Genomic DNA, 11933 nt, shown 5'->3' on the forward strand with positions numbered 1-11933 from the left:
ACAAAGATTTAAGACGCGCAGTTCCCGGCATGCCGGGTCAAAGGTTGCGCAGCACCGGCGCCGCCTTGTGGCCGAGCACCCGCCAGGTGCCGGCAAGGCCGATACCGACGGTAACAGCCAGCGACACGAGGATCGTCGCCACCGCCACTTCCGGCATGAAGTGCGACGGCAGCGTCATGATATGCGCGACGACGAACCATGCCGCGATGCCGCCCGCGGCAAGCGCGAACAATGCGGTCGCAAGGCCGATCAGCACATATTCCAGCGAGAAGGCGACGATCAGCGTTTGCCTTGTCGCGCCAAGCGTCTTCAGCACCACCGCGTCATGGATGCGCGCCCGGTTGCCGGCGGCCAAAGCGCCGGAGAGAACCAGCACCGAGGCGATCAGCGCCACGCCGGCGGCGGCGCGGATCGCCGTGCCCAATTGGGCGACCAACCGGTTGACGATGTCGAGCGCGTCCTTGACCCGCACGGTCGTCACCGCCGGAAAGGCGCGGGTGACCGCGTTGAGCAGCCTGGCGTCGTCGGCCGTGGTGGTGCTCTTGTCGGTCAGCGTCGCCAGCCAGCCATGCGGCGCGCCGGCGAAGGTGTTGGGCGAGAACACCATGACGAAATTGATGCCCATGGTTTCCCACTCGACCTGGCGGAAATTGGCGATCCTTGCCATCACGTTGCGGCCGAGCACGTTGACGGTGACGGTGTCGCCAAGCTTCAGCCCGATCGCCTTGCCCTCCTCGGCCGAGAACGACACCAGCGGCTCGCCGGAATAGTTCTGCGGCCACCACGTCCCCTCTGTCAGGGTGGCGTTGGCCGGCTGCTTCGCATCATAGGTCAGCCCGCGGTCGCCGCGCAGCACCCACGCGCCGTCGGCGGAGACCTTCACCTTGTCGACGTCGACGCCGTTGAGCGCCATGATACGGCCGCGCAGCATCGGCACCTTGACCAGCGTTCCCCGCGGCGCCTCTTTGCCGACCAGGCCGGCGAAGGCATCGACGTCGCTGCTCTGGATGTCGACGAAGAAGAAATTCGGCGCCCGCTCCGGCAGGCTGCCGGAGATCTGGCGCCTGAGATTGCCGTCGATCAGCGCCAGCGTCACCAGGAGCGTCAGGCCGAGCCCGAGCGACAGCACCACCGACGGCGTCAACGCGCCGGGGCGGTGGATGTTGCCGAGCGCCAGCCTGAGCGACACGAAACGCGCGCGCGGGCTCTGCTGGGCAGCCCACTGCACCAGCGCGGCCACCAGCCGCAGCACCAGGAAGGCAAAGACCGTGGCGCCGACGAAGATCGAGGCGATGCGCCGATCGTCGGCGGAAAGGATGGCGAGCGCGGCCAGCGCCAGCACGATCGCGAGGGCGGCGCCGACATAGGGCAGGCGCGGCCAGCCGCGGCTCTCAAAACCCATCTCGCGAAACAGCGCCGTCGCCGGCACGTCGCGGGCGCGCCCGAGCGGCAACAGCGCGAAGGCCAGCGTCACCAGGAGACCAAAGAGCGCGGCCATGGCGAGCGCGCCAGGATAGAAGCCGCCCTCCGCCGGCACCGGGATGACCGACCGCAGAAGCGCGCTCGCCACGAACGGCATCGCCGCGCCCAGGATCAGGCCGAGCACGATGCCGAGGCCGGCGATCAAGAGGATCTGCACGAGATAGACCGTGAAGACGAAGCCGCCTGAGGCGCCGAGGCTCTTGAAGGTGGCGATGACGCCCCGCTTGCCGTCGAGATAGGCGCGCACCGCGTTGGCCACGCCGACGCCGCCGACCACCAGCGCCGTCAGCCCGACCAGCGTCAGGAACTGCGAGAAGCGCTCGATGTTGGAGGACAGCGCGGGCGCCGCATTGCTGCGCGTGCGGATCGACCAGCCCGCTTGTGGAAAATCTTTCGCGGCCTCGGCCTGGATCGCCTTGATCCGCGCCTCACCGGCGCGGTCGGGCAGCCGGACCTTGTAGGCGTTCTCGACCAGGCTGCCGGGCTGGATCAGTCCGGAGGCGGCAAGCCCGTCGTTCGAGATCATCAGCCGCGGCGCGAAGCCGAAGCCGTCGGATATCGCATCGGGCTCGCTGACCAGCCTGGCTCTCAGTTCGAAGGTGGCGCCGCCAAGCTTCAGCCGGTCGCCGATCTTGAGATTGAGGCGATCGAACAAGAGATCGGGCGCGGCGGCGCCGAAGATGCCGGCTTTCTCGCCGAACAGCTCCTTCTTCGGCAGCGGCGGGTCGGTTTCCAGCGAGCCGTAAAGCGGATAGGCGTCGTCGACCGCCTTGGCCTCGACCAGCGCCTGGTCCGAGCCGTCCTCGAGCCGCGCCATGGAACGCATGCCGGAATTCAGCGAGACCGTGCCAAGGCTGTCGAGGAAGCCAAGCTCCGCATTCGAGGCGCTGCGCTGGTTGATCTGGAAGCGCAGATCGCCGCCAAGCAGCGTCTGGCCCTGATTGGCGACGCCTGCCGTGATCGCCTGCGCCACCGAATTAACGCCGCCGATCGCGGCCACGCCGAGCGCGATGCAGGCGAGGAAGATCATGAAGCCGGACAGGCCGCCGCGCATCTCGCGCAGCGAGAAGCGGATGGCGAGCTTCAGGGTCCGCATCAGGCCGGCACCTTCACCTGCTTGGGCGCATCCTCGATGCGTCCCGAGCGCATCGATACCTGGCGCGCGCAGCGGGCGGCAAGCGCCGGGTCATGTGTGACCAGCACCAGCGTCATGCCGCGCTCGGCCGCCTTGGCGAACAGAAGGTCGGCGATCTGTTTCCCCGTCGCCTGGTCGAGGTTGCCGGTCGGCTCGTCGGCAATCAGGATGCGCGGCGAGGGCGCCAGCGCCCTGGCGATCGCCACGCGCTGCTGCTCGCCGCCGGAGAGCTCGCCGGGATAGTGCGTCACACGGTCGCTCAAGCCGACCGCCGCCAGCTCCTGCGCCGCCACGGCGAACGGATCGGCATGGCCGGCGAGCTCCAGCGGCACCGCGACGTTCTCGAGCGCCGTCATGTTGGGGATCAGGTGGAAGGACTGGAAGACGATGCCGATGTTTCGCCCCCGAAACGAAGCAATCTGGTCCTCGCTTTTGCCGTTGAGCAGTTCGCCGGCGATCCGCACGGTTCCTGAATCGACCCTCTCCAGCCCGGCCAGAACCATCAGCAAGGTGGACTTGCCGGATCCCGACGGGCCGACGATGCCGGTGGCCTCGCCGCCGGCCACGTCGAGGCTAATGCCCTTCAGCACATGGACGGAGGACGCACCCTCGCCGAGCGTCAGCGAGACATCCCTCAGTGCGATGACGGCTTCTGTCACAATGAAAGCGTCCTATATGGTGGAAAAGGGAGACGAGAATGCCTCCTCCAACGATCGTTTCGGTCATATGGGGCTCGCCGCATGGCTTTCAAACATACTCTTGCCGCGGCCCTCGTCCTTTTCCTTTCGGTTTGCGGCGCCATGGCGCCGGCGGGCGCGGAGACCTTCAACATCGTCGGCTTCGGTGACAGCCTGACGGCAGGCTTCGGGCTCGGCCCGGGTCAGGGGTTCACCGACAGGCTACAGGCGGCGCTGAAAGCGAAGGGCCATGATGTCGCCGTCGCCAATGCCGGCGTTTCCGGCGATACCACGAGCGGCGGATTGGCGCGGCTCGACTGGTCGGTGCCGTACGGCACGGGGCTCGTCATCCTCGAGCTCGGAGCCAACGACATGCTGCGCGGCGTCGCGCCCGACATCGCTGAAAAGAATCTCGATGCGATGCTGGCCAAGCTCAAGCAGCGCAAAATCCCGGTGCTCCTGGCCGGCATGCGCGCGGCGCCCAATCTTGGCGCCGACTACCAGAAGGCCTTCGACGCGATCTATCCGCGGCTGGCCGCAAAGTACGGCATTCCTCTCTACCCGTTCTTTCTCGACAACGTCGCCGGCCATCCGGACCTGCAGCTGGAGGACGGCCTGCATCCCAACCCGAACGGAGTTGATGTCATGATTGAGGGCATTCTGCCGGTCGTCGAAAAGGCCATCGCCGCCAATGGCGGTCCGTCGTGAGTCCCAAACGCCACGGTTTCCGTTGGGGAAACCTTGTGGACAACAAACCGCTTGCCCCGCGCCGATATCGATGATTCGCTAGGGGTAGAGTTTCGATTCGAGGACAGGAGGCTTCTCATGCCACGTCTTTTCACCGCCCTCGAAATTCCGCGCGACGCTGCTCTTTCGCTGTCCCTGCTGCGGGGCGGCCTTCCCGGAGCCCGCTGGATCGATGTCGAAAACTATCATCTGACGCTGCGCTTCATCGGCGACATCGAAGGCCATGTCGCCGACGAGATCGCCAACGCGCTCGACCGCGTCAACCGTCCCTCCTTCCCCTTGACGCTCTCCGGCGTGGGCGCCTTCGGCGGCAAGAAGCCGCATGCGGTGTGGGCCGGCGTGTCCGCCTCGCCCGACCTGGTGGCGCTGCAGGGCGAGATCGATCGCATCTGCCAGCGGCTCGGCCTCCCGGCCGACCCGCGCAAGTTCTCGCCGCATGTGACGCTCGCCCGCCTGCGCAATGCGAGCCCGCTCGACGTCGCCCAATATCTTTCGGCGCGCGGCAACTTTTCCGCGCTGCCCTTCCGGGTCGGCCGCTTCGTCCTGATGTCGTCGCGCGATTCGGTCGGCGGCGGCCCCTACATCGTCGAGGAAGCCTGGCCGCTGGTTGGTGCTGACACACGCGCGTCCAGCCGCTTCGCCAGCGCCTCCGACGCCTCGCGGATCATGCGGTAGACCGAAGCAAAGGCCTGCTGGTCTTCATAGTAGGGGTCCGGCACGTCGCGCGCGTGTCCGTTGGCAAACTCCAGGAACAGGTGGATGCGGTCGCGCGCGGCCTCAGGCGCCAGCGCCTTGAGGTCGCGCACGTTCGACCGGTCCATGCCGAGGATCAGGTCGAAACGGGAAAAGTCTTCCGGCGCGATTCTGCGCGCCCTTTGCCCGGAAATATCGATGCCGTGGCGAATGGCGACCGCGATCGAGCGCGGATCGGGAGCGGAGCCGGCCTCCCAGCCGCCGGTCGCGGCCGAATCGAGCACGATGCCCTGATCGTCGCCGCGCTCGCTCAGCACGGCGCGAAAAACAGCTTCAGCCAGCGGCGAGCGGCAGATGTTGCCGAGGCAGACGAACAGAATGGATTTTATGGGCTTTATGCTCATTCGATATGCGCCGTTTGTGCATCTGGAACCCCAAAACCGCAAAGCACCTTTGGGCGACTTGCGTTATGGTGAGGTCAAATTCGAGATAGCACGGGAAATCATCATGACGAGAGAAAAACTCAGCAAGGACGCCATCACCGCTGCGCTTGCCGAACTCCAAGGCTGGTCGCTGGCCGCCGACGGCGCCTCCATCAAGCGCAGCTTCGGCTTCAAGAACTTCTCGGAGGCCTTCGCCTTCATGACGCGCGTGGCACTGGCAGCCGAGAAGATGGACCACCACCCCGACTGGTCGAATGTCTACAAGGTCGTCGACGTGACCCTGAACACGCACGACGCCGGCGGCGTGACGGCGCTGGATATCGAGCTTGCCAAGCGGATGAACCGTTATTTCGGATAGGGCCGACCAACCGCGTGCAGTCCGATTTTCCGGGCCCGGCAACGCGCGAAGTCTTGCAGCAGGCTCCCGCTTTCACCACATCTTTGCGCGGCGGGCTTGCCACGCAAGGTTGCGCGCGGCCGCCAAGGAGAGATGAATGGCGCAGGAATCCCGTTTCGATTTCTTCGGTTTCGGCGACAGGCTCGCAGGCGAAGGAGAGGTGCGCGAGAAGTTCTGGCGCACCGCCAAGAAAGCCGCCCGGCAGATCCCGTTCATGGACGAGGTGGTCGCCGCCTATTACTGCGCCATGGACAAGGACACGCCGCTGCGCGCCAAGGGCACCCTGCTTGCCGCGCTCGGCTATTTCGTGCTGCCGGTGGATTTCATCCCCGACTTCGTCTTGGGTCTCGGCTTCACCGACGACCTTGCCGTGCTGACCGCCGCGATCGCCGCCGTCAGCGCCCACATCACGCCCGCGCACCGGCAGGCCGCCAGGGACGCGCTGGCCGACAAGCGTTGACCCTTGGGGTTGACCCTGGCTTACATTTCGGCACGACGAGGCCGCGAAAGCGCCCGCGCGAAAAGACAAACTCTTGCCGTTTTCGTGGCCTCCAAGTTCGCGCCGGGACGTCGTGATCGCCGCACTACCAGCGGCGGCGCGAATGGTGGCGGTTTCCTGGGGTGAGCTCCTTTTCTTGAGGACAATTCACCGTTTGGTAACCCTGATTAAATCAAAATGAAGCGACGGCAGGACGCCACGCGGCCCGCCTCCGCACCAGTTGGAATACGGGAAGAACGATGCGCGGATTGATTGCTACAGTTTCCAGCCTGGTCCTGGCGGCCGCCTTCGTGACGTCGGCCATGGCCCAGCAGGCGACCAAGATCGGCCAGCACAACGCCTGGGGCACCTACAGCTATCAGTCGCAGGCCGGCAAGGTCTGCTACGTGCTGACCGTGCCGACCGACAAGCAGCCGCCGTCGCTCGACCACGGCGACATGTTCTTCTTCGTCAGCCAGCGCCCGGGCCAGCAGGTTTCCTACGAGCCGCAGTTCATCGCCGGCTACAATTTCCAGGAAGGCTCCAAGGCCACCGTCACCATCGACAAGAAGTCCTTCTCGATGTTCACCCGCGGCAAGTCGGCCTGGGTCGAGAACGCGGCCGAAGAGCCGGTGCTGATCGCCGCCATGAAGACCGGCACCGACATGAAGGTGCAGGCCAAGTCCGGCCGCGGCAACCCGACATCCTATGTCTTTTCGCTGAAAGGCATCTCGGCCGCGCTGGCCTCGATCGCCAAGTGCAAGTAGTCGCGAAGGCTCCGCGCGACTAGGCAGGCGTGGCTGCCCGGCTATGCGTCGCTCGGCATTTTTCGCGTCAACGACCAATCATTGGCCACGACCTCGATGGTGTCGTCTCGGAAACAGAGCAGGAAATGCCGCGAATCAGGGCCGTCCGGCGCCAGGACATCCCAATCATCCTCGCTGACTGCCCGGCTGTCCCCGGTCACCTCGTAGAACTCTCCCCATTTTGGAGCCTGCTGGCCGTTAAACCAAGCGTGGTCGTCTGAGGCATCCCATCGGATTCGGCTACAGCCAACAAAGTGAAGCGTTCCCATCTCTCTGAGCTTGGCGCCGTCGGCCGCTGGGTTCATGAGAAAGGAAAGCCGCGCCGAATTGCCCTCGATATGCAACTCAACGTCGGGAGCACTCGGCTCGGCGTTCCAGTCGAGGCTCAGGTGCCGGAAAGTCAACTCGCTCATGCATCGATATTGCACGCCGGCGCGGCACCTTCCATCCATAGTCGCCCACTGGGCTTGTTGCAGGACCAGCCGATTGCTGTGTTGGGATGTCGCTCAGTCCTAGTGCGTTTCACCGTTTCACGGAAACGGCGAAACGCCCTATCTCCTTGTTTTTACGCAATTCCGGACGGAAAACCGCTCACAATTTTCCTGGAATTGCTCTAGTGGGTTCCCGGCGCCGTCTCCGCCCGCCGCCGCCGGATCGCCTCGGCGACGAACACGCGCGACAGCGCGTGATAGAGCGGCTCGTTGGAGATCAGCCGCGCCGTGCCGTAGCCCAGCACCGCCGCGCACATCAGCGCGATGACATTGTCGTGATTGCCGGTCATCTCGAGGATGATGACGAAGGCCGTCATCGGCGCCTGCACGACGCCAGCGAAATAGCCGGCCATGCCGAGCAGCGCGGCGAGGCCGGTGCCGGCGCCGAGGACAAGGCCGAGCGTGCTGCCGAGACCGGCGCCGACCGCAAGCGACGGCGCGAAGATGCCGCCCGGAATGCCCGACACCATCGACAGCACCCCGGCGGCAAATTTTTCGAGGAAGAAGAACGCCGGCAGCGGCGCGCCTTCGACGGCGCCGCGGGCCTGCGCATAGCCGGTGCCGAAGGTAAGGCCGCCTGAAGCAAGCCCGATCACCGCCACCGCCAGGCCGCAGATGCCCGCCACAAGCAGCGCGCGCCACAAGGGCTGCAGCGCGTTCCAGCGCCGGATGCGCCGGGTGACCTTCAGCGCCAGCAGCGAGAACAGCGCGCCGAAACCGCCGCCGATGACGCCGCAGGCGATCACCAGCGGCCAGTCGGTGGCAAAGGCCACCGTGTCCCTGGCGACGCCGAAATAGGTGTAGTTGCCGAGCAGGCCGAGCGAGGCGAGGCCGGCGAGGATCACCGCCGTCAGCACCAGCCCGTTGGTGCGCGATTCATAGGCGCGGCCCATCTCCTCGATGGCGAAGACGATGCCGGCGAGCGGCGTGTTGAAGGCGGCGGCGATGCCGGCCGCCGAGCCCGCCAGGATCAGGCCGCGGGCCTGTGCCATGCCGCCCCAGCGCGCCGCCTGCAGCATCAGCGACGCCCCGACCTGCACCGTCGGACCCTCGCGGCCGATCGAGGCGCCGCAGGCGAGGCCGATAACGGTGAGCGCGATCTTGCCCGCCGCCAGTCGCAGCGAAAGCAGATGCCCGCGATCCTCGTCGTCGCGCAGGTGGCGCGCGGCGATCGCCTGCGGAATGCCGCTGCCTTGCGATCCCGGGAAGAAGGAGTGGGCAAGCCAGGCGCAGGCGACGAAGCCCGCCGGCGTCATGATCAACGGCAGATAGAAGCGCCAGCCGCTGCCGCCGGTGACGATATGGAACAGCGCCTGCGCCCTGTCGGCCAGCATGGCGAACAGGACGCTGATCAGGCCGATCGAGACGGCGCCGGCCCAGAAGACGAGCCGCGGCTGCCAGACACGGCGCGAGGCCCACATCGCCTGCGAGCGCCGCAGCATCGGGTGTCTTCGCGATATGCCGGCCATGCCTTGTCCTCATGATGATCACCCGCCCCTAGCATACTGAAGGGGGCGATCAAGCCTGTGAGGTCAGGCCGGAAAGCGGGGCCGACGACGAACATCGGAGATCAGGCTACCGGGCAGGATCCGCGCATTTGGACATATCCCGCCGGCTTTTGCCGGCGGGCAGCGCGAGGGTTGGCGAGGTCCAGATATCCTCACATCGCCATTTTTTCACATTCGGCCTGGGCCTTCTTGGTCGACGTATCGACCATGTAGGTTTTGCCCTTGGCGTCGGTGATCATCATCATGCAATGCTTGACCGGCTTCGCCATCTTCATCATTTCGGCGCTCGTCTTGGCGTCCGGCATCATGGTGCCCATATGGCCGTCCGGCATGATCGCCGTCACTTGCCCGCCCTTCATCATGGTCATTGTGCCCATCGCGTCCTCGGCGAATGCCTGCGAGGCGCAAAGGCTTGCAAGACCGGCCATGGCAACAAGCTTGATCGAATGCATTCCGCGTACTCCCATTTTTGCAAGGGCATGGTCGCCCCTTTCAGGTTCGCGGGCGCGCTTCGAGCTGTTACGCCTACACGAATATGTGATCTGTTTCCGCGGCGGGATTGGCGACACCGGCCGTATGGGCCGCCTACATGACTCCGCCTGCAAGCTGTGCTATGCGCCGCGCTTCATTTCGGGCACGATGCTGAAATCGGCCGCAAACCGCTTATATTGGCGCAACCATGACCCTTTCATTCGATCTGACCGCCGAAGGCGCGCGCGACGCCTTGCGCCGCGCAACACCGGCCGAGACGCCGTCGCTGATCGGCCTGACCCGCGCCGAGCTCGGCGCGGCGCTGGTTGCCGCCGGCATCGTGCCGGAGCGCCAGGCGAAAATGCGCGCCCAGCAGCTCTGGCACTGGATGTATGTGCGCGGCGTTTCCGACTTCGCCCACATGTTCAACATCTCCAAGGATTTGCGCGCCGCGCTCGACAGGCATTTCACCGTCGCGCGGCCCGAGATCGTCGAGGAGCAGATCTCTTCCGACGGCACGCGCAAGTGGCTGTTCCGCTTTCCGCCGCGCGGCGCCGGCCGCCCGGTCGAGATCGAAACCGTCTATATCCCGGAGGAGGGCCGCGGCACGCTCTGCATCTCCTCGCAGGTCGGCTGCACGCTGACCTGCTCCTTCTGCCACACCGGCACGCAGAAGCTGGTGCGCAACCTGACGACGGAAGAGATCCTGGCGCAGTTGCTCACCGCCCGCGACCGGCTCGGCGACTTCCCCGACCGCGACACGCCGGACGGCGCCATCGTGCCGGCCGAAGGCAGGAAAGTCTCCAACATCGTCATGATGGGCATGGGCGAGCCGCTCTACAATTTCGAGGCGGTGAAGAAGGCGCTGCTGATCGCTTCCGACGGCGACGGCCTGTCCCTGTCGAAGCGCCGCATAACGCTCTCGACCTCCGGCGTGGTGCCGGAGATCGCCCGCACCGGCGAGGAGATCGGCGTCATGCTGGCGATCTCGCTGCACGCCACCAATGACGATCTGCGCGACCTTTTGGTGCCGATCAACAAGAAGTTCCCGCTGAAGGAACTGATCGCCGCCTGCCGCGCCTATCCGGGGCTGTCCAACGCCCGCCGCATCACCTTCGAATATGTGATGCTGAAGGACGTCAACGATTCGCTCGAGGACGCCAAGGCGCTGGTCAAGCTGCTCAAGGGCATTCCGGCCAAGATCAACCTGATCCCGTTCAACCCATGGCCCGGCACCAACTACCAGTGCTCGGATTGGGAGACGATCGAGAAGTTCGCCGATTACATCAACAATGCCGGCTATGCCTCGCCGATCCGCACCCCGCGCGGCCGCGATATCCTCGCTGCCTGCGGCCAGTTGAAGTCGGAGTCCGAGCGCATGCGCAAGGTGGACCGGCTGGCGCTGGAAGCCATGATGATCGCGGGGCATGGCGAGGCGTGAGGCGTATCATCGCCTATCTCGTCCGCTTCGCCGCCATCCTGATCGGCTATGCCATCGCCTCGCTGGCGGCGAGCGCCTTTCTTAACGTGCTTTTCCTCGGCCATTTCGGCTATGCGCCGGAGCCCGGTCATCCGACGATCGCGCCGGCGCTCTATTTTTCGGTGCCTTTCGTGGCGCTGTTCGTCGCCTATTTCGGCTTCATGCCGGCGGCAATCGTCATCCTGATCGCCGAGGTGCTCGGCCGGCGCGACTGGCTGTTCTACGCGCTCGGCGGCGCCGCCGTCGCCGTCGTCTTCCTCGGCTTCGCGCACAATGTCGGCGATGGCGATTTCGATGTCGCCGACAACAATGTCAGGCTCGCGCTGGTCGGCAGCGGCATGGTCGGCGGCATCTTCTACTGGCTCTGCGCCGGCCGCTGGGCCGGCGCCTGGCGCCGCGAGCCGCTGCCCGACGCCGAAGCCTGAGATCGGCGCCAGCGAGGCGAGGCTTACTTCGCCTGCGCTGTCAGGATCTTCAGCGCGAAGGCCGAGAACACGCCGCCGAACAGATAGTCGACCACGCGCGTGACGCGCGGGCTCGCCTTCATCGCAGCCGCGAATTTCTCTGCCGCCAGCACCATCGGCGCCGTCACCGGGATCGACAGCACGATGAACATGACGCCGAGGAAGAACAGTTTTCCCGGCGCGTTCGGATCGTGCGCGGAGACGAATTGCGGCAGGAAGGTCATGAAGAACAGGATGATCTTCGGGTTGAGCAGGTTGACGCCGAGACCGGCCGCCCAGCTGCGGAACAGCGAGATCTGCGGCCCGCTCTTCTTCTCCGGCGAGAAGGCCGACCCCTTGGCGATCGCCTGCCAGGCCAGGAAGACGAGATAGCCGGCGCCGAAGATCTTCAGCGCGAAGAAGGCCATCGGCGAGGCGACGATCAGCGCCGAGACGCCGACCACCACCAGCGTGGTGTGGATCAGCGTGCCGGTGAGCGCGCCGGCCATCGAGGCAAAGCCGGTGGCGCGGCCCTGGCTCAGTGTTCGCGACACGAACAGCGTCATGTCCGGTCCCGGCGTGATCGCCAGGATGACGGTCGCGATGGCGAACTGGATCAGCGTCGTGGTGTCGGGAATGAAGGACATTGCTCGCTCCTGGGAAGCTTTGCGCAGCCTATAAC

At 65.7% G+C, this 11933-nt stretch carries 14 protein-coding genes; 7 read left to right on the forward strand and 7 right to left on the reverse strand.

The window, feature by feature from the left end; all coding sequences use genetic code 11:
• Positions 1–37: 37 nt before the first annotated feature.
• Together EJ067_RS17495 and EJ067_RS17500 are read right to left on the reverse strand one after the other, a co-directional pair.
• Positions 38–2578 carry an ABC transporter permease gene (locus EJ067_RS17495; protein ID WP_126086866.1) on the reverse strand — a complete coding sequence of 847 codons (2541 nt, stop codon included), beginning with the start codon at positions 2576–2578 and terminating at the stop codon, positions 38–40.
• The gene (locus EJ067_RS17500; protein ID WP_126086867.1) at positions 2578–3276 is read right to left on the reverse strand and encodes an ABC transporter ATP-binding protein; all 699 of its coding nucleotides are present in this window, start codon (positions 3274–3276) and stop codon (positions 2578–2580) included. The genes EJ067_RS17495 and EJ067_RS17500 overlap by 1 nt, the downstream gene beginning before the upstream one ends.
• Positions 3277–3357: 81 nt before the next feature.
• On the opposite strand from EJ067_RS17500, the gene EJ067_RS17505 reads away from it, so the two are divergent.
• Positions 3358–4002, forward strand: a complete 645-nt coding sequence (locus EJ067_RS17505; protein WP_126086868.1) for an arylesterase — start codon at positions 3358–3360, stop codon at positions 4000–4002.
• Positions 4003–4119: 117 nt separating this feature from the next.
• Positions 4120–4716, forward strand: coding sequence for an RNA 2',3'-cyclic phosphodiesterase (thpR, locus tag EJ067_RS17510; RefSeq protein ID WP_126086869.1), 597 nt, complete (start codon positions 4120–4122; stop codon positions 4714–4716).
• Here the strand turns inward: thpR and EJ067_RS17515 are convergent.
• Positions 4620–5138 (reverse strand): low molecular weight protein-tyrosine-phosphatase, encoded by a 519-nt coding sequence (locus tag EJ067_RS17515; RefSeq protein WP_126086870.1) that lies wholly within the window; start codon positions 5136–5138, stop codon positions 4620–4622. The genes thpR and EJ067_RS17515 overlap by 97 nt on opposite strands.
• Positions 5139–5241: 103 nt before the next feature.
• On the opposite strand from EJ067_RS17515, the gene EJ067_RS17520 reads away from it, so the two are divergent.
• The 3 genes from EJ067_RS17520 (at position 5242) to EJ067_RS17530 (ending at position 6819) form a co-directional block, all read left to right on the forward strand.
• The gene (locus EJ067_RS17520; RefSeq protein WP_126089656.1) at positions 5242–5535 is read left to right on the forward strand and encodes a 4a-hydroxytetrahydrobiopterin dehydratase; all 294 of its coding nucleotides are present in this window, start codon (positions 5242–5244) and stop codon (positions 5533–5535) included.
• 136 nt (positions 5536–5671) lie between these two features.
• Entirely contained in the window at positions 5672–6034 is a 363-nt protein-coding gene (locus EJ067_RS17525; protein ID WP_126086871.1) for a YkvA family protein, read from the forward strand.
• Between the two features lie 278 nt (positions 6035–6312).
• A complete protein-coding gene (locus EJ067_RS17530; protein WP_126086872.1) occupies positions 6313–6819 on the forward strand; it encodes an invasion associated locus B family protein in 507 nt (168 codons plus the stop codon).
• 41 nt (positions 6820–6860) lie between these two features.
• On the opposite strand, the gene EJ067_RS17535 is transcribed toward EJ067_RS17530, so the two are convergent.
• The 3 genes from EJ067_RS17535 to EJ067_RS17545 form a co-directional block, all read right to left on the reverse strand.
• Positions 6861–7271, reverse strand: a complete 411-nt coding sequence (locus EJ067_RS17535; RefSeq protein ID WP_126086873.1) for a hypothetical protein — start codon at positions 7269–7271, stop codon at positions 6861–6863.
• 200 nt (positions 7272–7471) lie between these two features.
• Positions 7472–8818 carry a chloride channel protein gene (locus tag EJ067_RS17540; RefSeq protein ID WP_126086874.1) on the reverse strand — a complete coding sequence of 449 codons (1347 nt, stop codon included), beginning with the start codon at positions 8816–8818 and terminating at the stop codon, positions 7472–7474.
• A gap of 191 nt (positions 8819–9009) precedes the next feature.
• Complete coding sequence (locus tag EJ067_RS17545) at positions 9010–9309, reverse strand: hypothetical protein (RefSeq protein WP_126086875.1); 300 nt, start codon at positions 9307–9309, stop codon at positions 9010–9012.
• 227 nt (positions 9310–9536) lie between these two features.
• Between EJ067_RS17545 and rlmN the strand changes: the two genes are divergently transcribed.
• Together rlmN and EJ067_RS17555 are read left to right on the forward strand one after the other, a co-directional pair.
• On the forward strand, positions 9537–10769 hold the full coding sequence (rlmN, locus tag EJ067_RS17550; RefSeq protein ID WP_126086876.1) for a 23S rRNA (adenine(2503)-C(2))-methyltransferase RlmN: 1233 nt from the start codon (positions 9537–9539) through the stop codon (positions 10767–10769).
• A complete protein-coding gene (locus EJ067_RS17555) occupies positions 10766–11233 on the forward strand; it encodes a hypothetical protein (RefSeq protein ID WP_126086877.1) in 468 nt (155 codons plus the stop codon). The genes rlmN and EJ067_RS17555 overlap by 4 nt, the downstream gene beginning before the upstream one ends.
• A 23-nt stretch (positions 11234–11256) precedes the next feature.
• Here the strand turns inward: EJ067_RS17555 and EJ067_RS17560 are convergent, their stop codons facing one another.
• Complete coding sequence (locus EJ067_RS17560) at positions 11257–11898, reverse strand: LysE family translocator (RefSeq protein WP_126086878.1); 642 nt, start codon at positions 11896–11898, stop codon at positions 11257–11259.
• Between the last annotated feature and the right edge of the window lie 35 nt (positions 11899–11933).

It is taken from the genome of Mesorhizobium sp. M1D.F.Ca.ET.043.01.1.1, assembly GCF_003952385.1.
GTDB lineage: Bacteria > Pseudomonadota > Alphaproteobacteria > Rhizobiales > Rhizobiaceae > Mesorhizobium.